We start from the raw sequence: 22,140 nt of genomic DNA, 5'->3' as shown, positions 1-22,140 counted from the left end.
GGCTGGAAGGCCGGCTCTTCTGCTCGGCAATGAAATTCAGGACTTGAAGGGCATCACGTGGTGAGCACCGCAGCCACGCACTGGAGCGCTCTGTACATCGGTCGAGCGTTGCAGCACTTGGCTCGAGACACGTTAGCCCAAATGGCTATAGCCGGCTGGTAGCACGCGGCCACCGGTCTCGGGCGGCACATCCGCTACGCAATGTTTAACCCTGGAAAGCTGCTCGAGGCCGCCTACAGGGAGTTCGCGCCTCGCCCAAATTGCCGAGCTTCCCCCGCTCTCCGAGTAATATCAATAGGGGTATGAGCCGTTAGACCGGCTCTCAATAGCATTAGTCAAATCGATGCACGTGCGCATATACGTTATTGCGCCTCTAATAAGTAGTAAATCCTAAGAGCGTTTCAGAAGGCAACAACCCGATGGAATATTAACTCACGAAATTGTGAGTAATAGCACCCAGGCGTCAATTAAGACAAAATGCATCCATCTCTCGCGCAAGGTTGTTCCTATGGAGTCATCTAATTGCGAGCCGCTGTGGGAAACGGACGAGACTCGCATATTCCGGAACAGCGTCCGTCGGTTTGTAGAGACGGAATTCGCTCCAGTTCAGGACAAATGGCGGAAGCGAAAAGGACCAGGGTCCGAAGATTGGAATAAAGCCGGATCGGCCGGACTTCTCCTTACGGACGTGCCTCTGGAATACGGCGGCGGCGGCGGCAATTTCGCAAACGAAATCATCGTTTGCGAAGAGCTGGCCAGCGCCGGAGTTCACTTCGGTTGCTCGATTCAGGGAATCGTCGCGCGATACATCCTCTTCTATGGCAGCGAGGATCAAAAGCGTCGGTGGTTGCCGGAGATGGCTCGCGGCAACCTCATTGCAGCAATCGCCATGACGGAGCCCGGGACCGGGTCGGATCTACCCTCGATGCGGACGACCGCCCGTCCGGATGGAGATCACTATGTGATCAACGGCTCCAAGACATTCATCAGCAATGGCTCCCTCGCCAACCTGATCTGCTTGGCTGCCAAGACCAACACGGAGGTCGCCCCATTCAGGGGCATATCCATGATCATCGTCGAAACCGCAGACCTGCCTGGTTACAGGGTGGGTTCTCCACTCGAAAAGATCGGCATGCAGGGTCAGGATACCTGCGAGATATTCTTCGAGAACGTGCGTGTACCCAAGGCCAATCTGCTGGGCCCCTGCGAGGGACATGGCCTGATGCAGATGACGGAGCAGCTGCCCTACGAACGCCTCGCCATCTCTGCAAAGGCTCTCGCAACTGCTGAGCGGGCGTTGGCTCTAACGACTGACTACGTCAAGGAACGCGCCGCTTTCGGACAATCGATCCTCGATTTCCAGAATACACGCTTCAAGCTCGCCGAATGCAAGTCCGCCATGCACATCGGCCGTGTGTTCCTGAACGACTGCATTCAACGCTGCATCACAGGCAGGATCGATGACATGACTGCCGCGATAGCAAAGCTCTGGTTCACCGACACAGAGTGGAAGGTCGTGGATACATGCCTGCAGCTGCACGGTGGTTATGGCTACATGCTCGAATATGCCATCGCCCGCATTTGGACCGATAGTCGCGTGCAGCGCATCTATGGAGGAACAAATGAGATCATGCACGAGATCATTGCGTCCACTCTTTAACAGTTAGGCACTTTCGCGATTGGGGGGTCAACACCATGATGGATGATCAAAGGCCGAACTCCGCAAACCAGGATCTCTTTTCGTCGGCGGGTCTGCATTCAGGACGCACACAAGTATCAGATGGGAACGGAATCCGGGGCGAGGCATCGCCTTACCCGAGCGAATGCGTTCATGAGCTGTTTGAAAAACAGGTACGCCGCAACGGAAGTGCGGTAGCCGTTCGCTACCTCGATCAGGTAATGACCTATGAAGAGCTGAACGCTCGTGCCAACCGTATAGCGCAGCACCTGCGGTCCCTGGGGGTTCAACCGACAAATCTCATTGGCGTCTGCCTGTCGCGGTGCCCCGATCTCGTTGCGGCTCTGCTCGGCGTCTGGAAGGCTGGGGCTACCTATGTTCCTCTCGACCCGACATACCCACGGGAGCGTCTGCGTTTCATCGTCGAAGATTCTGCAGTGTCCTGCATTCTGACGGCTCCAGCGCAGGCAGAGCTCTTCGACGGCAAGATACCGACGGTGCTACTCGATGGCGATGCATTCGATACAGCCGACCTCCAAGATCCAGGCGCGGCCGCGCGGACCTCTCCTTCCGCGCTTGCTTATGTCATGTATACCTCCGGATCGACCGGAAAGCCGAAGGGTGCGATGATCACGCATTCCGGCCTGGTCAATTATCTGACGTGGGCAATTGGCGCTTACGATGTTCAAAGCGGCTGCATCGTCCCGGTTCATTCCTCCATCGCGTTCGATCTGACGGTCACCAGCCTATATCCCGCCTTGCTGGTCGGCGGCGCTGTCGAACTCCTTCCCGAAAGCGAGGGCGGTCAGGAACTCATCAAGGCGATGCGCCAAGGTAAGCGTTATGCTTTGGTGAAGATCACTCCTGCGCATCTCGAAATGGTCACGCAGGAGCTCAGCGAGACGGAAATTGCAGCGTCGACCGCAGGCTTGGTGATCGGTGGGGAAAACCTTCGGGCAGAGATCCTGGAAAAATGGCGCGTCTTCGCACCCCAAACCCGGATCTTCAATGAGTACGGTCCGACGGAGACGGTCGTGGGATGCTGCGTCCACGAGATGACGACGTCAGACCCACACCAAGGTTCGGTTTCGATAGGACGACCGATCTCCAATACCCAGCTCTATATCCTCGACAGCGAATTGAACCCGCTCCCGAATGGTGAGGTGGGCGAGCTGTATATCGGTGGGGATGGCGTTGCCGAGGGATACCTGAACAGGCCCGCACTCACTGCCGAGCGGTTCCTCCCTGATCCTTTCACCCCGCGAATGCGAGCAAGGCTCTACAAGACAGGTGACCTTGTGAAGATGAATGACGACGATACGCTGGTGTACCTTGGGCGTATCGATCACCAGGTCAAGATTAGAGGGTACCGGGTTGAGTTGGGCGAGATCGAGCAGACGATGCTGGAGCATCCGGAGATCCAGTCCTGCTTGGTTCTCGCTGATGCGCCTCCAGGAGGGCTTCCCTTCCTCACGGCGTATCTCATTGCCGGAGATAGAGCTCCGACCGAACTCACTCTTCGTGAATTCATCGCGGCACGGCTCCCTGAGCACATGATGCCGCAACGCTTCGCTTTCGTTGAACGGTTTCCACTGACAAATAACGGCAAGGTGGACCGGGATGCGCTCGTCGCGCTTGCTTCCGCGCCAGGCGCGCCGTCGCACGATCCGACGCCAAATCTTCCGAATTCGGCGATCGTGCTCAGTCGCATCTGGGGTGAGCTGCTCCGCAGGGAGGATATCGGGATCGACGACGACATCTTTTCCTTGGGAGCCTACTCACTGCTCGTCACAAGAGCGCTGACCAGGATCAGGAGTGAACTCAAGGCGAACCTGAACCTCCGTGACATTTTTGAGAATCCGACAATCGGCGGCCAAAGCGAACTCGTCGAGGGCCTGCTGTTGGCGGCACGTCCCAGTCCCCGGTCGAAGGAGAGCGTGCGGGAGGAGATCGAGATATGAGCGTTGGGTCGATTCTCGCGGAACTGAGAGAGAAGGATATCAAGATCTGGGCCGATGGCGACCGGCTTCGCTGCGAGGCGCTCCCTGGTGCCCTCACTCCAGAACTCAGGACGCTTCTCGCAGAGCATAAGGCTGAACTTCTGGCGTCCCTCAAGGCGGTGCAGGAGCGCTCTCAAGAGCAGAAGAGCCTTGTTCCGCTTCAGAAAAATCGAGACGGCACTCCGATCTTTGCCGTTCCTGGCCATAACGGCGATGTCTTCTGCTACCGCGCGCTGGCCCGCCATCTCGGCAATCAGCAACCCTTCTTCGGCCTACAGCCGCCCGGGCTCGACGGGGAAGAAAAGCCTCTCACGAAGGTCGAGGAGATCGCGGCATATTTCGCAAGGCAAATCCGTCAGACGACAACGCAGCCCGTCATCATCGCCGGATTTTGCGCCGGAGGAACCATCGCCTTCGAGCTCGCCAGGCAACTCGAGGGAATCGATGTGCCCGTTGCCCTTCTGGCCATGTTCGGCAGTCCCCATCCTGCCTATTTCCGCCCCTATAACCGCATCAAGGAGCGCGTCGTAAAGAACCTGAAAAGCGCAAGCGCCGACATCGACGGGTTCCGCACGACGGCCTATAAGGCGATCTCCGCCGTGGCGCGCAAGTTGAGGACGTCACGGGCCCCTGCCACCAATACGGAAGAGGATCCGTTTCTCACTCGTCGCGCTCTTGTCGAGCAGGCCACCATGACGGCGGTCGCCCAGTACAAGCCGTTGTCGTATTCCGGCCGGACATCCCTGTTCCTTCCGAGTGCCGATTGGGCGGATTCACAGCAATTCGCGCGCTTGTGGTCCGCGCATGTCTCTCACTGCGAGGAGTATGTCGGCCCTGAGGGATGCGATACCGACAATATGCTCCTGGAACAGAATGCGCCCGCCTTCTCGGCCATGTTCACCAGTCTGATCCAAGACGTCTTGATGAAGCAGAGCGCACCTTCCTACGCCTAGAGCACCGGACGCAAGTTCGAACTCGCGTCCGATGCTCTAAGCTTTTGTTCTCCTGCATCTTTCCACGCAAAACCGGTTCCCACTTTTGCGTTCGATGCTCTAGAAACCACGCTCACAATAGTGGAAAGGCCGATCGCCTGCCTGCTCGCGGCGGCACGAAACCAGCGATCGGCTCATCCGTTTTTACCGCGTCATCGATCCTTATAGACCTGCGAGGTTGATGTACTTGATTTCGAGGAAGCCCTCGATGCCGTACTTGGAGCCCTCACGGCCGAGACCCGACTGCTTCACGCCGCCGAACGGCGCCATCTCGTTGGCGAGCGCGGGCGTGTTCACCCCCACCATGCCGCTCTCCAGAGCCTCCGCCACGCGCCACACGCGAGCCATGTCCTTGGCATAGAAGTACGACGCCAGCCCGAACTCCGAGTCGTTGGCCATCGCGATCACGTCCGCCTCGTCCTTGAAGGTGATGATCGGCGCCAGCGGTGCAAACGTCTCCTCCTTCGTCACCTTCATCGCCTGCGTCACCCCGGTCATCACCGTCGGCTCGAAGAAAGTGCTGCCCAGATCCGAGCGCTTGCCGCCCACCAGCAGCTTGCCGCCCTTGGCGAGCACGTCCTGGACATGCTCCTCCATCTTGGCCACGGCACGGTCGTCGATCAGCGGGCCCATGGTCACGCCCGCTTCCGTGCCCCGGCCGAGCTTGAGGCTTCCGGCCTTGGCGGCGAGCTTCTCGGCGAAGGCTTCCGCCACGCCCTCCTGCACGTAGATCCGATTGGCGCACACGCAGGTCTGGCCGGCATTGCGGAACTTGGACGCCATCGCGCCGTCCACGGCCGCATCGAGATCGGCATCATCGAACACGATGAACGGCGCATTGCCGCCGAGCTCCAGCGACAGCCGCTTGATGCCGTCCGCCGCCTCCTTCATCAGCCAGCGGCCCACGCCCGTGGAGCCAGTGAACGTGATCTTGGCGACCTTCGGGTTGTGGCAGAACTCCTCGCCGATCGGCCGGGCCTCGCCGGTGACCACCGAGAAAGCGCCCTTCGGCACCCCGGCCCGCTCGGCCAGCACGGCCAGCGCCAGGGCGGAAAGCGGGGTCTGGGCGGCGGGCTTGAGCACCATGGTGCAGCCGGCAGCCAGCGCCGGGCCGACCTTGCGAGTGATCATGCCGTTGGGGAAGTTCCAGGGGGTGATCGCCGCGCAGACGCCCACCGGCTGCTTGAGCACCACGATACGCTGGGAGGGCGAGGCCCCGGGTATGACGTCGCCGTCGATGCGCTTGGCCTCTTCGGCGAACCACTCGATATAGGCGGCGTTGGAGATCACCTCGCCCTTGGCCTCGGCTAACGGCTTGCCCTGCTCGGTGGTGAGGATCAGCGCCAAATCGTCGGCATTCTCAATGATCAGGTCGTACCAGCGGCGCAGGATCTGGCTGCGCTCCTTGGCGGTGCGCTTGGCCCAGTCCTTCTGGACCTCATGGGCCTTGTCGATGGCACGTCGGGCGGCGTCGGGGCCGAGATCCGGCACTTCAAGGATGAGGGCGCCGTCGAACGGGTCTGTGACGGGAATGGTCTTACCGTCGGGCGCGTCGATCCACTCGCCCGCCACATAGGCTTGCCCCACCAGAAGCGACGGGTCCTTCAGGTCAACAACACGGCGATCCACAGGCTTCGCATGAACGGTCATTTCAAGGGACTCCAATCTCGACAATGGGAAGGGCGGGAAGCTGAACGAGATATAGGTGCTGTCCCCGGCTCTGTGAACCGCAGGAGATGCGGAGCAGGGTTACCGGCCGCGCGGCCGAGCTTCCCCGTCGATCGCGGTGCTATGCCTGAAAATAAGGCAGAAACAGAGGGATAGCTGCGACTTAAGGATGACCCGTTCTCGCATTGCACAAGACACGAGTCGCTGTACCTTTCTGACCACCGCCGGACGTCACCGACGCTACGGCCTCGACAATGGCTGGATCAACCGGCCTCGGAACGAAGGGAAGGAAGTCAATGCGCGTTCTCAGCAAGATTCTGTTCGCTCTCAGCTGCACCGTTGCGGCGCAGTCGGCCTCTGCGCAGCAGGCCTCCGACGGCGTGGTCAAGATCGGCATCCTGAACGATCAATCCGGAGTCTACGCGGATTTCGGCGGCAAGTCCTCGGTGGAGGCCGCCCGCATGGCCGTGCAGGATTTCGGCGGCAAGGTTCTCGGCGTGCCCGTCGAGATCGTCAGCGCGGATCACCAGAACAAGCCCGACGTCGCGGCCAGCATCGCCCGGCAGTGGTACGATACCGAGAAGGTCGATTCCATCATGGAACTGACCACCTCGTCCGTCGCCCTTGCGGTCCAGGGTCTGTCCAAGGACAAGAAGAAGATCACCATCACCACCGGCGCCGCGACGACCGACCTTACGGGCAAGCAGTGCACGCCCTACGGCTTCCACTGGGCCTACGACACCCACGCCCTCGCGGTCGGCACCGGCGGCGCGCTGGTGGAGAACGGCGGCAACAAGTGGTTCTTCCTCACGGCCGACTATGCCTTCGGCTACTCCCTCGAGGGTGAGACCTCGAAGTTCGTGAAGTCGAAGGGCGGTCAGGTTCTCGGCTCCGTCCGCCACCCGCTGGCGGCCACCGACTATTCGTCCTTCCTGCTGCAGGCGCAGAGCTCCGGCGCTAACGTGATCGGCCTCGCCAATGCGGGCCTCGATACCGCGAACGCCATCAAGCAGGCGGCGGAGTTCGGCATCACCCAGGGCGGCACCCGTCTGGCGGCGCTGCTCTTTACACTTGCCGAGGTGAAGGGCCTCGGCCTGAAGGCCGCACAGGGCCTGACCCTGACCGAGGGCTGGTACTGGGACCAGAGCGACGAGAACCGGGCCTTCGCCAAGAAGTTCCAGGAAAAGACCGGCCGCATGCCGAACATGATCCACATGGGCACCTACTCGGCCGTGACGCAGTACCTGAAGGCGGTCGAGAAGGCCGGCACGGACGCGACCGAGCCGGTCGCCAAGCTCCTTCACGAGATGCCGGTCCAGGACGTGTTCGCCAAGAACGGCAAGGTGCTGCCCAACGGCCGCATGGTCTACGACATGTATCTGTTCCAGGTAAAGAAGCCGGAAGAGAGCAAGAGCGAGTGGGACATGTACAAGCAGCTCGCCAAGGTTCCGGGCGACCAGGCTTATCTGTCCATGGCCGAAAGCGGCTGCCAGGCCACGCAGTAACCTGCAGGCTGCGCGGGCCGGCGTGAGCCGCCCCGCCTCATCATTCGACAACGGCTGGTATCGAGCCTCGCGCCCGATCCAGCCGTTGCATCCTCATCAAGAGAGTGTCGGCTCATTCAATGGTCAGTACGCAACCTATCTTGAGCGCCACCGGGCTCACCATGGAGTTTCGCGGCTTCGTGGCCGTGAAGGACGTGACACTGTCGGTCAATGAAGGCACGATCCACGCCCTGATCGGTCCGAACGGCGCCGGCAAGACGACCGTCTTCAACCTGCTCACGAAGTTTCTCACGCCGACCCGCGGGCAGATCGCATTCAAGGGATCGGACATCACGAACCTGAAGCCCGCGGAGGTCGCCCGCCTCGGACTTGTCCGCTCCTTCCAGATTTCCGCCGTGTTCCCGCACCTGACCGTGCTCGACAACGTGCGCGTGGCGCTGCAGCGCCCCTCGGGCCTCGCGACGCAGTTCTGGCGCTCCTCCGCGTCCCTTTCGACGCTCAACGAGCGCGCGATGGAGCTGATCGATGCGGTCGGCCTCAGGGCCTATGCGCATCTGCCGGCCGTCGAATTGTCGTACGGACGCAAGCGGGCCCTCGAGATCGCCACCACCCTGGCACTCGACCCCGCCATGCTTCTGCTCGACGAGCCCATGGCCGGCATGGGCCATGAAGACATCGGCCGCATCTCCGACCTGATCCGGCGCATCGCCCGCAGCCGCACGGTGCTGATGGTCGAGCACAACCTGAACGTGGTCTCCGACCTCTGCGACCGGGTCACCGTCCTTGCGCGCGGCGAGATCCTCTCCGACGGATCGTACGACACGGTCAGCCGGGACCCGCGCGTGCGCGAAGCCTATATGGGAACCGAGCATGAGTAGCGCTCCTCTTCTCGAAGTCCGCGGGCTCAATGCCTGGTACGGCGAAAGCCATGTTCTTCACGGGGTCGATCTCGACATCCGCGAGGGCGAAACGGTGACCCTGCTCGGCCGCAACGGCGCGGGCAAGACGACAACCCTGCGCGCCATCATGGGCATCCTGCGCCGTCGCGAGGGCGTCATCCGCCTGCGGGGCAAGGATCTCCTCGGCCTGCCGCTCCACAAGGTCGCGCAGGCCGGACTCGGCTACGTGCCTGAAGAGCGCGGCATCTTCGCGAGCCTCAACGTCTCCGAGAACCTGATGCTGCCGCCCACGGTGTCCGAAGGCGGCATGAGCGTGGAGGAGATCTACAGCCTCTTCCCCAACCTGCACGAACGCCGTTCGAGCCAGGGCACGAAGCTGTCGGGCGGCGAGCAGCAGATGCTCGCCATCGCCCGCGTGCTTCGCACGGGCGCGCGGATCATCCTGCTCGACGAACCGACGGAGGGTCTGGCCCCCGTCATCGTCCAGCGCATCGGCGATGTGCTGGTCGCCTTGAAGAAGCGCGGCATGACCATCCTGCTCGTGGAACAGAACTTCCGCTTCGCTAAGAAAGTGGCAGATCGCTTCTACCTCATGGAAGATGGGCGTATGGTGAACTCGTTCCCCGGGCATGAGCTCGATGCGCGCATGGACGAACTCCACGAAGTTCTTGGGGTGTAGAGCATCATGAGCACCATTTTCGGCATTCCCGCCCCGGCCCTCTACGGCCAGATCCTCATCGGGCTCATCAACGGCTCCTTCTACGCCATGCTGAGCCTCGGCCTCGCGGTGATCTTCGGCCTTCTGCGGGTCATCAACTTCGCCCATGGCGCGCAATACATGCTGGGCGCCTTTGCCGCCTACCTGCTCCTGAGCTGGCTGGGGATCGGCTATTGGCCGGCGCTGATTCTGGCCCCTCTCATTGTCGGCGCCATCGCGGTCGTGATCGAGAAGACGATGCTGAGCCGTCTCTACGGCGTGGATCCGCTCTACGGCCTCCTCCTGACCTTCGGCCTCGCCCTCATCCTCGAAGGCGCCTTCCGCTACTGGTTCGGGGCCGCGGGACAACCCTATTCCCCTCCCCCGCAGCTGACGGGAGCCCTCAATCTGGGCTTCATGTTCATGCCGATTTATCGCGGCTGGGTGGTGATCGCGTCCCTGGTGATCTGCCTGGGCACGTGGCTTCTCATCGAGAAGACGCGGCTCGGCGCCTATCTCCGCGCCGCGACGGAAAATGCCACGCTCGTCCAGGCCTTCGGCGTGAATGTACCGCTGCTCCTGACCCTGACCTACGGCCTGGGCGCGGCGCTGGCCGGGCTGGCCGGCGTGCTGGCGGCTCCGATCTACCAGGTGAGCCCGCTCATGGGCTCGAACCTCATCATCATCGTCTTCGCCGTGGTCGTCGTCGGCGGCATGGGCTCGATCCTGGGCGCCATCGTGACCGGCTATGTGCTCGGCGTCCTCGAGGGGTTGACGAAGGTCTTCTACCCGGAAGCCTCGAGTATCGTTATCTTCGTGATCATGGCCATCGTTCTGCTCGTCAGGCCGGCAGGTCTCTTCGGGCGGGAGGAGTGAAATCATGGCTGTCGGAACCCAATATCTCGCGGAACAGCCCCGGCTCCGCACATCCTCCATGGTGCTCGGAGCGGTCGCCGTCGCGGCCCTGTTGGTTGCTCCCTTCGTCTTCTACCCCGTCATGCTGATGAGCGTCCTCTGCTTCGCGCTCTTCGCCTGCGCGTTCAACCTGCTCATCGGCTATGTGGGCCTTCTCTCCTTCGGCCATGCGGCCTTCTTCGGCGGAGCGGCCTATTTCACCGCCCATGCGGCCAAGGTATGGGGGTGGGAGCCCCTGACCGCCATCCTGCTGGGCGTCGCGGGTGCCGCCGCCATGGGCCTCGTGATCGGCTTCGTGGCGATCCGCCGGCAGGGCATCTACTTCTCCATGATCACGCTCGCCCTGTCGCAGATGTTCGCCTTCATCTGCCTGCAGGTGCCGTTCACCCACGGCGAAGACGGCATTCAGGGTGTGCCGCGCGGTCATCTGCTCGGCTTCATCGACCTCAACCAGCCTCTGACCATGTACTACGTCACGCTGGCAATCTTCCTGTTCGGCTTCTTCTCCATCTGGCGCATCGTGAACTCGCCCTTCGGCAATATCCTCAAGGCGATCCGCGAGAACGAGCGGCGCGCGGTCTCCCTCGGCTACCGGGTCGACCGCTACAAGCTCGGCGCTTTCGTCATGTCGGCCGCGCTGGCGGGACTGGCAGGCGGAACGAAAGCCATCGTGTTCCAGTTCGCGACGCTCACGGACGTGCAGTGGCAGATGTCCGGCGAGGTCATTCTCATGACCCTGCTCGGCGGCATCGGCACGATGATCGGCCCCATCGTGGGTGCCGGTCTGGTGATCGCCCTGCAGAATTATCTGGCTGCGTCCGCTTTCCCCGTCACGGTGCTGATCGGCATCATCTTCGTGATCTGCGTGCTTCTTTTCCGCCGGGGCATCGTGGGCGAAATCCTGGAACTGATGCGACGCAGGACCAAGGGCGCCTCCTAACAGCGACGGAAACTCTGCAGGCGCTCGATCCGACGAGCGCCCGCTCATTTCATCGAGCCATATCATGTCGGACAGCGATACATTCGATTACGTGATCGTCGGCGCAGGATCCGCCGGCTGCGTTCTGGCGAACCGGTTGTCCAAGGACCCTCGAAACTCGGTCTGCATTCTCGAAGCCGGCGGCAAGGACAACTGGATCTGGTTTCACATTCCGGTCGGCTATCTCTTCGCCATTGGCAATCCGCGCGCCGACTGGATGTTCAAGACCGAGGCCGAGCCGGGCCTGAACGGCCGCATCCTGAACTATCCGCGCGGCAAGGTCCTGGGCGGTTGCTCGGCCATCAATGCGATGATCTACATGCGCGGCCAGCGCGAGGATTACGACAACTGGCGCCAGATGGGACTGACGGGTTGGGGTTGGGACGATGTGAAGCCGATCTTCCGCCAGCACCTCGATCACTACCTCGGCGCCGGCGAGCACCATAGCACAGGGGGCGAATGGCGCGTCGAAGCACCTCGAACCCGATGGGACCTCCTGGACACCTTCATCGAAGCCGCTGTCGAGGCGGGGATCCCCCGTGTCAGCGACTTCAATACGGGCAGCAACGAGGGCATCTCGTATTTCCACGTCAACCAGAAGAGCGGACGGCGCTGGTCCTCGGCGCGCGGCTTCCTCAAGCCGGCCATGTCCCGCGCCAACCTGAAGGTGGAGATTCAGGCCCATGCCACGCGCATCCTCTTCGAAGGCAAGCGCGTCATCGGGGTCGAAATCCTTCAGAATGGCGCTCTACGGCGCATTCTCGCCCGGAAGGAAGTCGTGCTTTCCGCGGGTGCCATCGCGTCCCCGAAGCTCCTGCAGTTGTCCGGGATCGGGGACGGTGCGTACCTCCAGCAGCATGGGATCGACGTGGTCCACCACCTGCCGGGCGTCGGAGAGAACCTCCAGGATCATCTGCAGCTGCGCCCGATCTACAAAGTGCATGGGGTGCGAACGCTCAACGAGGATTACCGGTCCCTCCTCAGGAAGGCCCATATGGGTCTGGAATACGTGCTGTTTCGCCGAGGTCCGCTGACGATGGCCCCTTCGCAGTTGGGAGCCTTCACGCGCTCGTCGCCCGAATACGCGACACCGAACCTCCAGTTTCACATCCAGCCCCTGTCCCTCGACAAATTCGGAGAAGATCCGCATCCCTTCCCTGCCTTCACGGCGAGCGTCTGCAACCTGCGGCCGACCAGTCGGGGGAGCGTCAGGATCCGCAGCGGCGCGTCGGACGATCCACCCTTCATCCGTCCTAACTATCTGTCGACACCGGAAGACCAGCGCGTGGCGGTGGATTCGCTGCGACTGGTCCGGCACATCGTGTCGATGCCCGCCCTCCGGAAGTATCGCCCGGAGGAATACAAGCCCGGCGCCAATCTGACGACGGACGAGGAGCTCTTGAACGGCGCGCGGGATATCGGAACCACCATCTTCCATCCTGTCGGAACGGCCAAGATGGGAACCGAAAGCGACCCGATGGCCGTCACGGACCCGCGCCTGCGTGTACGTGGCGTGGAGGGACTTCGTGTCATCGACGCTTCCGTGATGCCGACCATCACGAGCGGGAACACAAACTCACCGACTCTGATGATCGCGGAGCGGGGGGCCGCCATGATCCTGGAGGATCAATCGCATACAGCCACGCCGGCCCTGCGTTCGGCTTGAACTGTCCAGCCAGCCTATTGTCCTCGATATCTATGGCGTGATTCCAAGCGCTCGATCCGCCCCGATACTCTTCTTGCGAGCGCATTTATCGGTTTATAATCCTCAACAGGCTATAATATCTTATGCACGGCATGAACTTTAAGCATTGAATGAGCTTTTTCTTACAAGGCCACGATGTTGCCTTATTCAGCCAGCAGAACACTATTAATGGTTATCGAGGCGTAAATTTCGAGAACCTGATAGTTCCGAGCGTTTAGTTTCAGCGCTTTGTTCCACCCGTAAGTATACTGCGTTTCCTTTTCGCCATTTTCCTGGCGATCTCTCCACAGAACTCCATAGTTTTATTCAAAGAGCCCAACAAAGAAGCTCTTTCCATTCGGGGCAGGCAAAATGGCATTGCATTATTCTGTCGCGCAGCTCGGCGCGGCATACATGGCACGACCGATACCGCCCAACACCGCACCGACGCGGGTTGATCACCTCTCTTGAGAGGGCCGAAGCTCTCTTTCTCCAACGATTGCATCATCTACGCCAACAGGACGGGAGATCTTTTCTACGACGTGGACGGTACTGGTTCCAAGGTCCCGGTGATCGAGAACCTCGCCGAACTTACGGCATCAGATTTCATTGTCATTGGATTGCGATTTCAATCATACGACCTGAAAGCATTGCTCACGGCGTATGGTTTGAACTTTCAAGGTCGGGATAGCATCCCGGCCTTTTTCTTTGCGCGAAAGCCGAGCCCGTGCCGTCGATTGATTCTCGGGGAGCGAGCTGCGTCGATCGAAGCCCTTACTCCCCGAGCCATCTCTTCTTCGACGCGTCGAGGTGCATTCGCATGGCGGATTGGACCAGAAGCGGATCCGCCGCCTCGAAGGCTGAATAGATTGCCTCATGCTCCACGAGTGCCGTGTGCCAACCCTCGCGACTGTCGAACCGGATCCTCATCTGGGCGGAGATCGGACTATGCCGCTCGTCGAACAGCTCGCGCACGATCCGCATGAGCACCGAATTGCCGGACAGGCTCGCAATGGCCAAGTGGAACTGGCGATCCTGATCGAGCGGGTCGCGCCCACCGGCGATGTCGGCTCGCATTCCCTGAATCGTCGCCTGAAGGGAAGCAAGCCCTTCCGCTGTCATGCGGGCACAGGCGAGGGCCGCGACCGTTCCTTCGATAGCAGCCCTCGCCTGCATCAGCTCCGAGGGGCTCTCTCCCATCGAATGCATCGTACCCGCAGCACGCTCGACCGGCGTGCAGACATAGACGCCGGAGCCGGAGCGGATTTCGACGCTGCCATCGATCTCGAGAGCGATGAGAGCCTCCCGGAGCGAGGGGCGCGAAACGCCTAGTTGATGCGCGAGGTCCCTCTCGGCGGGGAGGCGGGCTCCGGGCAGGAACTGGCCGCCATGAATCAGGCCGCGGATCTGATCGGCGACCTGCTGGTAGAGGCGCCGCGGCTCTGCTGGCTTGAGGGAGATGGACATGATCGGAAACCCGGAATTGGCCTGACCATAGATGCCACTTCGAGCCCTGACAATGCAAATCGGGGTTCCAGTTTCTGCCCATCCTTTTGACTTGACCGATTGTTCCCGCCGGCCATATTCCTATTGCTCTTGGATTGGCCTGACCAATTCAGGCACAAATGCCCTGCGGAGAATGGGGCCAAGTTGCAGAGGGAGGAAGAATGCGCGGCGTGACGGCCCATCTCCACCATTGCACCGGCACGCTGGAGCTGCCCGAGGAGGCAGAGCAGCTGGCAGTACCCTGTCGCGCGACGATCAGGAGCGCGCCATGAAAGCCTCCGAGCGTCGCACCCTCCCCCGTCGAGACCTGTCCCTCACGATGCTCGGGCTCGGCAGCGCGCCGATGGGTGGTCTCTACAGCCCCACAAGCTTTGCGGAAGCTCAGGCCGTGACCGAGGCTGCCTGCGCTCAAGGCATCCGCTATTTCGATACCGCACCCTATTACGGCTACACGCGATCCGAGCGTCGCCTCGGCGCCCTGCTGTGCGATCGTGAGCGGGACAGCTATGTCATCAGCACGAAGGCCGGTCGCTTGATGGTGCCCGACAAGACCGTCGGAGCAGAGGAGAACGGCTGGGTCCATCCTCTCCCGTTCCGCCCCGTCTATGACTACACCTACGATGCAATCCTGAGGTCCTTCGAGGACAGCCGACAGCGCCTCGGCATTCTCAAGATCGACATCCTCTACATTCACGATATCGGCCGCTACACCCATGGCGACCGGCATGAGCATTACTGGCGCCAGCTGACCGCCGGCGGCGGGTTCCGAGCGCTTCAGGAATTGCGTGGCAGCGGACGCGTCACGGCCATCGGGCTCGGGGTCAACGAGGCCGAGGTGGTTCACGATGCCATGGGAGAAGCGGATCTCGACGTCGTCATGCTCGCGGGCCGCTACACGCTGTTGGAACAGATGAGCCTTCCCCTGCTTGACCGATGCGCGCGCGCAGGAACCGGCATCGTCATCGCCGGTCCGTTCAATTCCGGCATCCTCGCCGGCAACAACAAGTTCAATTATGAAGATGCTCCGCCGGATGTAGTGCAGCGCGTTCAGGCCCTGAAGGCGCGGTGCGACGAATTCGATGTCCCGCTTCCGGCCGCGGCCTTTCGCTTTCCCCTGGCCCATCCGGCCGTCATATCCTGCGTGACCGGAGCCCGCGACGCCGAACAGCTTCATACCAACGTGGCCTGGTTCGAGCGCTCCATTCCCGACGAACTCTGGATCGCGCTGAGGAGGGCCGGATTGCTCGATGAAGCCGTTCCCCTCCCGCGTGAAAGCGAGTAGGCTCCATGCGGATCGATGCCCACCAGCATTTCTGGCTGATGCGCAACCGACAAGGCCAGTGGCCGCCGCCGGACCTTGCGGACATCCATCAAGATTTCATGCCGATTGGCTTGGAATCCAGCCTGAAGGCATGCGGCATCGGCGGCACGGTCCTCGTTCAGTCCCTCGCCTCCCTGGCCGATACCGACTTCATGCTTGATCTGGCGGACCGGCACTCGTTCATCCTTGGCGTCGTCGGCTGGGTCGATCTCAAGGCGGTCGATGCCGCCAGCCACATTGCCCGTCTCGCAGGCCATCCGAAGCTGAAGAGCCTGCGCCCCATGCTGCAGGATATTCCGGATATCGACTGGATCGACGATCCGCACCTCGATCCCGCCATCGCGGCCATGAAGGAAGCGGACCTGCGCTTCGACGCTCTGGTAACGCCGCAGCACCTGAGAGCCCTGACTGCTTTCGCCGTGCGTCACCCTGATCTTCCCACCGTCATCGATCATGGAGCAAAGCCCCGCATCGCGACGGGTGAGATCGGCTCGTGGCGCGACGCCATGGCGGGCTTGGCCGCTCTTCCGAACGTTCATTGCAAGCTGTCCGGCCTTCTGACCGAGGCCGGCGAACGGCGCGATGCGGAAGCCATCAGACCTTACGCCGAGGCGCTTCTCGACCTGTTCGGTCCCGAGCGGCTGATCTGGGGAAGCGACTGGCCGGTTCTCAGGCTTGCGGGCACCTACGAGGATTGGCTTGCCATGTGTCATGCATTCGTGCCGAGCGGCCATCACGATGCGGTCTTCGGCCGGAATGCGATCCGCTTCTACAAGCTCGACGGAAGTGGGAAAGCCGCATGACGCCACACAGGAAGAGTGCCCGCTCCGTTCTGAACTCTTCCTCCGAAGGTGCAGATGACATCGCCTGCGGTCCCGTGCTTAGATCAACCATGGCGCAAAGACGCCGCACAGGCGATAGCCTGCCATAAAGGGAGGAACGGTCTTGTCACTCCTCGTCCTGCAAGACGTCGGGAAGGAATTCGGCGCCATCCGGGCCCTGTCCCACGTCAACCTCACGATCAAACCCGGCGAAGTCGTCGGCCTGATGGGCGATAACGGCGCCGGCAAGTCGACCCTGGTGAAGATCATCGCCGGCAACTTCCCGCCCTCGCACGGCAAGGTCCTGTTCGAGGATCAGGAGGTCCACTTCACGAGACCGATCGATGCCCGTTCCGTCGGCATCGAGGTCGTCTACCAGGATCTCGCTCTCGCCGACAACCTGACGGCCGCCGCCAACGTGTTTCTCGGGCGAGAGCTGCGGCGCAAGGTCGGGCCGTTCTCGTTCCTCGACCATGCCACCATGAACCAGCGGACGGCGGCGCTGTTCCGCGAACTCAAATCCGAGACGCGTCCCGACGATGTCGTCCGTGCCATGTCGGGCGGGCAGCGCCAGGCGGTCGCGATCGCCCGCACGCGGCTCGCCAAGGCGAAGCTCATTCTCATGGACGAGCCGACGGCAGCGATCTCCGTCCGTCAGGTGGCCGAGGTTCTCGATCTCATCCGCCGCCTGAAGGATGCGGGCATTGCCGTGATCCTGATTTCGCATCGCATGCCGGATGTCTTCTCCGTCTGTGAACGTGTGGTCGTGATGCGCCGCGGAACCAAGGTGGCGGATAAGCCGATCGACCAGTCGAGCCCCGAGGAAGTCACCGCGCTGATTACGGGCGCCAAGGAAGCGGCGTGATGAGCGAACTCTCTCCGGCAACCAGCTCCGACACAAGCGACTTCTCGAATGTGGGCCGGGCCCGCTGGTGGCGGCGCGGCTTCTTCGCGAGCCAGACCGCCTATGTGGCGGCCGCCCTCATCGTCATCATGATCGTGATGTCGTTCCTGAGTTCGGCCTTCCTCAGTCCGGGCAACCTCGCCAACGTGGCGAAGAACTTCTCCTTCGTGGGTATCGTGACCTTGGGCGTCACGCTCGTGATCGTCACCGGCGGCATCGATCTCTCGGTCGGCTCGACCATGGCGCTCTCGGCCATCACCTGCGCCATCGTCATGCAGGCATTGAGCGGCACGACTCTCGACAACGTTCCGCTCGCGGGCATGGTCGTCTCGCTCGGCGCAGGTCTCGGCGTCGCGCTCCTGATCGGACTGGTGAACGGCCTGCTCATCGCCCGCGTGGGCCTCTCGCCGTTCGTGACGACGCTCGGCATGCTGTCGATCGTGCGCGGACTTGCCTATGCGGTCACGGAGGGGCGCGGGCAGGCCCCGACCGGGCCGGACGTGAACCTCTTCTACGACATTACCGACGGCAACATCGCCGGCGTGCCGGTGGCCATCATCTATCTGCTCGTTCTCGCTGCAATCATCGGTATCGTCCTGCATCACACGGCCTTCGGGCGGCACATCTTCGCACTCGGCGGCAACGAGAAGGCCGCGGCGCTCACAGGCGTGGCGGTCGAGCGGGTCAAGATCGCCGTCTACGTTCTGTCCTCTCTCTCGGCGGGGTTCGCCGGCATCCTGATGGTGGGATGGCTCGGCTCGGCTCCGGCCAATCTCGCGACCGGCTACGAGCTGACGATCATCGCCGCAGCGGTCATCGGCGGCGCGAACCTCAGCGGCGGCATCGGAGGGCCCGCAGGCGCGGTCATCGGCGCCCTTCTCATCGAAGTCATCCGCAATGGCCTCGTGCTCGCGGGCATCAACGCCTATTGGCAGATCGTCCTCGTGGGCGGGATCATCATCCTGGCGGTCCTCGTCGATCGCCTGCGGACCCTGCGCATGACGTCTTGAACACCGTTGTCGGAGGCCAGCGCTGCCTGCCTCCAATGCGGACATGAAAAGCCGGACGACAGAATCCGGGCACGAGACTCCATCAATGGGGCGGAAAACCAACCAGGAGGAAGACATGATGAAACGCCTGATCCTTGCCGCGGTCGCTGCCGCGGCGCTCACCGCCCCGGCCATGGCGCAGCAGACCTACAAGTTCGCCATCGTTCCGAAGGCGATGAACAATCCCTATTTCGACCTCTCCCGCGACGGATGCATGAAGCGTGCGAAGGAACTCGGGAATGTCGAATGCATCTACAAAGGCCCGGTGGAGCATGAACCGGCGAGCCAGGCCCAGATCATCCAGGATCTGATCAGCCAGAAGGTCGACGGCATCGCCATCTCGGTCTCCGACGCGGCAGCGGCCGTGCGCGTGATCAAGTCCGCACGCGACGCAGGCATCCCGGTGATCACGTTCGATGCCGACGCACCGAACTCCGCGCGCCAGGCGCATGTGGGCACGGATAACCGTGCCATGGGCCGGGCCCTCGGCGAGGAACTCCTGAAGCTGCGTCCGGAGGGCGGCAAGTACGCCATGGTGTCCGGCGGTCCGGCCGCCGCCAACCTGAAGGAGCGCGTCGAAGGTGTGCGCGATGCACTGAAGGGCTCCAAGTGGACGGAAGTCTCCGGCTCGCCCACCTATTGCAACGACGACCTCGCGCTCGCCGTGCAGCAGATGCAGGACCTCAAGACGGCCAACCCGGATCTCGCCGCCATCGTGCCCGTCGGTGGCTGGCCGATGTTCGTCCCTGAGGCCTACAAGAGCTTCGTGAACAAGAACAAGGAAGCCATGGACCAGGGCAAGTTCAGCCTTGTCGTGGCGGACACCTTGAAGGTGCAGCTCGAATTGCTGCGCGACGGCTATGCCAATGCCCTCGTCGGCCAGCGGCCTTACGAAATGGGCGAGAAGGCCATGGACATCCTTCTGCAGCTCAAGAAGGGCGAGAAGGTCCAGGACATCATCTATGCGGGCATCGACCGCGTGACGAAGGACAACGTCGCGTCCATGCTCAAATGAGCTGACACTTCAATTACTGGCGGACCCGCGCCCTGGAGAGAGGCCTCTCCAGGGCGTTTGTTGTGAATGGGTAGCCTCTCAGCGGGCTGCTTCATCGGCCTCCGCGGGCTTGGCAGCCGGAGACGAGGATCTCAGGGCGCTGGCGGTGTAGATGCCGAGGGCGATCCAGATCAGGCTGAACGCCATGCCGTCGATCCAGCCGAAGGCCTCTTCGTAAACGAGGACGCCGAGCGCAAGCTGGCCCGACGGCGCCAGGTATTGCAGCAGGCCGATGGTAGAGAGTTTCAGCCTCTGAGCGGCGGCCGCGAACCAGATGAGAGGTAACGCGGTGCTGAGCCCGGTCAGGACGAGAAGCGCATCCAGGCGCAGATCGCCCCGGAAAGCTACGGACTGGCCCTGCGCGGCGACATAGGTGAGATAGCCTAAGGCCAAGGGAGTGAGCAGAAGCGACTCGACGCAGAAGCCGATGAGCGGGGCGACCGGCACGATCTTCCGGACGAGGCCGTAGAAGCCGAAGCTGGAGGCCAGCGCGAGCGCGACCCAGGGCATCTCTCCCGACGAGACGGCGAGCACCAGCACGCCCAGCGCGGCGATCACGCAGGCGGCGACCTGCGCCGGGTTCAGACGCTCCCGAAGGAAGAGAACGCCGAGCACGACGTTCAGGAGCGGGTTGATGAAATAGCCGAGGCTCGTCTGAACGAGGTGCCCTGAATTGACGGCCCAGATATAGATGAGCCAGTTGATGGCGATGAGGCCAGCGGAAAGGCACAGCAGCAGCAAGCGCCGACCGGACGTGAGCGCCTCGATGAGCTTGCGCCATTGCCGGCTCGCGAGGATCAGACCGAGGGCGAACACGCTTGCCCAGACGATCCGGTGCGCCAAGATCTGAAGGGCCGGCACTGCTGCAATGAGCTTGAAGTGCAGCGGGACGGCCAAACCCCACATGAAGAATGCCGCCAGGGCGTAGAAAACCCCGGCACGTGTCCGCTGTGCCTCGGAAGGCGCTGATCCTGTTACCATCTTAGCCTCTAGGCTCACCCGATTCATGGAGGGCAGGCCTTGCGAGGTCTCCCGCTCGTCATGCTCCTAGGTCAATTCGCGTGAAGGGGATAGCCCCAACTTCGGTGAGGCGATGGCCTGCCGTCACGGACGCGACGGGGCGATCCGCAAGGACGTAAAATCGGTCATCTTAGAAAACGGCCTGATCGCCGCGTGGACCGTCACGTTTGCCTTTGAAACCGACCAGGGAAAATATCCGGCAAGCAGGCCTTCGAACCTGCGAAGGCTAAGTGCTTGATTTAAGTGGTACAGCCGCCCCGGCTCGAACGGGGGACCCCCAGATCCACAATCTGGTGCTCTAACCAACTGAGCTACGGCTGCACGTGAGGCAGGGTGTAATCGCCCGGGCGGGCAATTTCAAGCCCTGTTCGAAATCTCAAGGCACCGAAATGGAAAACGGCGGGATCTGGATCCCGCCGCCTCGAATGCTCACGCTTCGAAAAGCTTACTCGGCCGTGGCGCCAGCGGCCTTGAGGACCGGGGTCCAGCGGGCAACCTCGCTCTCGACGAGCTTCTGCAGGCCCTCGGGGGTCCGCTCCGCAGCGGTCGGCAGCACGCCGCCGAGATCGAGAAGACGCTTCTTGGTGTTCTCGTCGTCCAGGGACTTCACGAGCGCATCGTTGAGCTTCTTGACCACGTCGGGCGGGGTGCCCTTGGGGGCGAAGACCGCGTTCCAGGCGCTGACCTCGTAGCCCTCGAGGCCGGCCTCCTTGGTGGTCGGCACGTTCGGCAGCACCGGCGAACGCTCGGGCGTTGCAATGGCAAAGGCCTTGATGTTGTTGCCCTGGATCTGCGGGGCGACATTGACGATCTGGTCGGTCATGAAGTCGACCGTGTTGGCCATCAGGTCGTTCAGGGCCGGGCCCGTACCGCGATAGGCGACCATGGTCGGCTTCACCTTGACCACCGAGTTGAAGAAGATGCCCGTGGAGTGGGACACCGAGCCCACGCCCGCATGAGCCATGTTCACCTTGTCGGCATTGGTCTTCAGGTAGTCGAGGAAACCCTTCAGGTCGTTGGCCGGGAAGTCCTTCTTGGCCACGATCACGATCGGCGTGCCGGCGGCAACGCCGATAGGGGCGAAGTCCTTGGTCGGATCGTATTTCAGGTTCGGGTACAGGGCGGGTGCGGCGCCGTGGGTGCCCATGTGGCCCATCATGATGGTGTAGCCGTCTGCTTGAGACTGGGCCGCCCGGGTGATGCCCGTGGTGCCGCCGGCGCCTGCCACGTTCTCGATCACGATCTGCTGGCCGAGAGTGCGGCTCATGTGGTCGCCGACGATGCGGGCGATCACGTCCGTCGGGCCGCCGGCCGCGAAAGGCACGATCATGGTGATCGGTCGCGTGGGATACCCTTGGGCCTGGGCGCCGGTTGCGGCCAGGCCGGCGACAGTGGCGAGGGCCAGTGCGATTGTCTTCATCAGTTTCCTCCCTGGTATTGGTTATGGC

The 22,140-nt window shown here is 62.1% G+C and carries 18 protein-coding genes, 1 tRNA gene and 1 pseudogene; 15 read left to right on the top strand and 5 right to left on the bottom strand.

Features of this window, described 5'->3' with window-relative positions; genetic code table 11:
* Positions 1-508: 508 nt before the first annotated feature.
* The 4 genes and pseudogenes from DDF70_RS37960 to DDF70_RS10765 form a co-directional block, all read left to right on the top strand.
* Positions 509-856: pseudogene (locus DDF70_RS37960) on the top strand (acyl-CoA dehydrogenase family protein); the annotation flags it as partial.
* Positions 857-1,660 (top strand): acyl-CoA dehydrogenase family protein, encoded by an 804-nt coding sequence (locus DDF70_RS10775; RefSeq protein WP_245435445.1) that lies wholly within the window; start codon positions 857-859, stop codon positions 1,658-1,660.
* Between the two features lie 35 nt (positions 1,661-1,695).
* Positions 1,696-3,639, top strand: a complete 1,944-nt coding sequence (locus tag DDF70_RS10770; RefSeq protein ID WP_114944863.1) for an amino acid adenylation domain-containing protein — start codon at positions 1,696-1,698, stop codon at positions 3,637-3,639.
* Positions 3,636-4,631, top strand: a complete 996-nt coding sequence (locus DDF70_RS10765; RefSeq protein WP_114944862.1) for a thioesterase domain-containing protein — start codon at positions 3,636-3,638, stop codon at positions 4,629-4,631. Before DDF70_RS10770 ends, DDF70_RS10765 begins: the two co-directional genes overlap by 4 nt.
* Before the next feature lie 201 nt (positions 4,632-4,832).
* Here DDF70_RS10765 and DDF70_RS10760 read toward each other — a convergent pair whose 3' ends face one another.
* Positions 4,833-6,320, bottom strand: a complete 1,488-nt coding sequence (locus DDF70_RS10760) for an NAD-dependent succinate-semialdehyde dehydrogenase (RefSeq protein ID WP_114944861.1) — start codon at positions 6,318-6,320, stop codon at positions 4,833-4,835.
* Between the two features lie 314 nt (positions 6,321-6,634).
* Between DDF70_RS10760 and DDF70_RS10755 the strand changes: the two genes are divergently transcribed.
* From DDF70_RS10755 to DDF70_RS10730, 6 genes are all read left to right on the top strand, one after another.
* Complete coding sequence (locus DDF70_RS10755) at positions 6,635-7,843, top strand: ABC transporter substrate-binding protein (RefSeq protein WP_114944860.1); 1,209 nt, start codon at positions 6,635-6,637, stop codon at positions 7,841-7,843.
* A 119-nt stretch (positions 7,844-7,962) separates the two neighbouring features.
* Positions 7,963-8,721: an ABC transporter ATP-binding protein gene (locus DDF70_RS10750; protein WP_114944859.1), complete on the top strand. Its 759-nt coding sequence runs from the start codon at positions 7,963-7,965 to the stop codon at positions 8,719-8,721.
* Positions 8,714-9,421 (top strand): ABC transporter ATP-binding protein, encoded by a 708-nt coding sequence (locus DDF70_RS10745; RefSeq protein WP_114944858.1) that lies wholly within the window; start codon positions 8,714-8,716, stop codon positions 9,419-9,421. The genes DDF70_RS10750 and DDF70_RS10745 overlap by 8 nt, the downstream gene beginning before the upstream one ends.
* Positions 9,422-9,427: 6 nt before the next feature.
* Positions 9,428-10,315 carry a branched-chain amino acid ABC transporter permease gene (locus DDF70_RS10740; protein WP_114944857.1) on the top strand — a complete coding sequence of 296 codons (888 nt, stop codon included), beginning with the start codon at positions 9,428-9,430 and terminating at the stop codon, positions 10,313-10,315.
* Positions 10,316-10,373: 58 nt separating this feature from the next.
* Positions 10,374-11,294, top strand: coding sequence for a branched-chain amino acid ABC transporter permease (locus DDF70_RS10735; RefSeq protein ID WP_425374068.1), 921 nt, complete (start codon positions 10,374-10,376; stop codon positions 11,292-11,294).
* Positions 11,295-11,358: 64 nt separating this feature from the next.
* Positions 11,359-12,999, top strand: coding sequence for a GMC family oxidoreductase (locus DDF70_RS10730; RefSeq protein WP_114944855.1), 1,641 nt, complete (start codon positions 11,359-11,361; stop codon positions 12,997-12,999).
* Positions 13,000-13,791: 792 nt separating this feature from the next.
* Here the strand turns inward: DDF70_RS10730 and DDF70_RS10725 are convergent.
* Entirely contained in the window at positions 13,792-14,484 is a 693-nt protein-coding gene (locus DDF70_RS10725; RefSeq protein WP_114944854.1) for a FadR/GntR family transcriptional regulator, read from the bottom strand.
* Positions 14,485-14,791: 307 nt separating this feature from the next.
* Here DDF70_RS10725 and DDF70_RS10720 point away from each other — a divergent pair, with 307 nt between their 5' ends.
* The 5 genes from DDF70_RS10720 (at position 14,792) to DDF70_RS10700 (ending at position 19,633) form a co-directional block, all read left to right on the top strand.
* Positions 14,792-15,805, top strand: coding sequence for an aldo/keto reductase (locus tag DDF70_RS10720; protein WP_114944853.1), 1,014 nt, complete (start codon positions 14,792-14,794; stop codon positions 15,803-15,805).
* A 5-nt stretch (positions 15,806-15,810) separates the two neighbouring features.
* On the top strand, positions 15,811-16,647 hold the full coding sequence (locus DDF70_RS10715) for an amidohydrolase family protein (RefSeq protein WP_114944852.1): 837 nt from the start codon (positions 15,811-15,813) through the stop codon (positions 16,645-16,647).
* Between the two features lie 142 nt (positions 16,648-16,789).
* Entirely contained in the window at positions 16,790-17,530 is a 741-nt protein-coding gene (locus DDF70_RS10710) for an ATP-binding cassette domain-containing protein (protein WP_162820337.1), read from the top strand.
* Positions 17,530-18,579 carry an ABC transporter permease gene (locus tag DDF70_RS10705; protein WP_114944850.1) on the top strand — a complete coding sequence of 350 codons (1,050 nt, stop codon included), beginning with the start codon at positions 17,530-17,532 and terminating at the stop codon, positions 18,577-18,579. The genes DDF70_RS10710 and DDF70_RS10705 overlap by 1 nt, the downstream gene beginning before the upstream one ends.
* Before the next feature lie 118 nt (positions 18,580-18,697).
* Positions 18,698-19,633 (top strand): sugar-binding protein, encoded by a 936-nt coding sequence (locus DDF70_RS10700; RefSeq protein ID WP_114944881.1) that lies wholly within the window; start codon positions 18,698-18,700, stop codon positions 19,631-19,633.
* A 78-nt stretch (positions 19,634-19,711) separates the two neighbouring features.
* Here DDF70_RS10700 and rarD read toward each other — a convergent pair whose 3' ends face one another.
* From rarD to DDF70_RS10685, 3 genes are all read right to left on the bottom strand, one after another.
* The gene (gene rarD, locus DDF70_RS10695) at positions 19,712-20,653 is read right to left on the bottom strand and encodes an EamA family transporter RarD (protein WP_114944849.1); all 942 of its coding nucleotides are present in this window, start codon (positions 20,651-20,653) and stop codon (positions 19,712-19,714) included.
* Between the two features lie 283 nt (positions 20,654-20,936).
* Positions 20,937-21,013 (bottom strand) — tRNA-His (locus tag DDF70_RS10690).
* Between the two features lie 124 nt (positions 21,014-21,137).
* Positions 21,138-22,112, bottom strand: a complete 975-nt coding sequence (locus DDF70_RS10685; RefSeq protein WP_114944848.1) for a tripartite tricarboxylate transporter substrate-binding protein — start codon at positions 22,110-22,112, stop codon at positions 21,138-21,140.
* Between the last annotated feature and the right edge of the window lie 28 nt (positions 22,113-22,140).

The sequence above is a fragment of the Microvirga calopogonii genome (assembly GCF_003347665.1).
GTDB lineage: Bacteria > Pseudomonadota > Alphaproteobacteria > Rhizobiales > Beijerinckiaceae > Microvirga > Microvirga calopogonii.
Note: the sequence above shows the minus strand (reverse complement) of the source record. Positions and strands in the feature narration are given on the sequence as shown.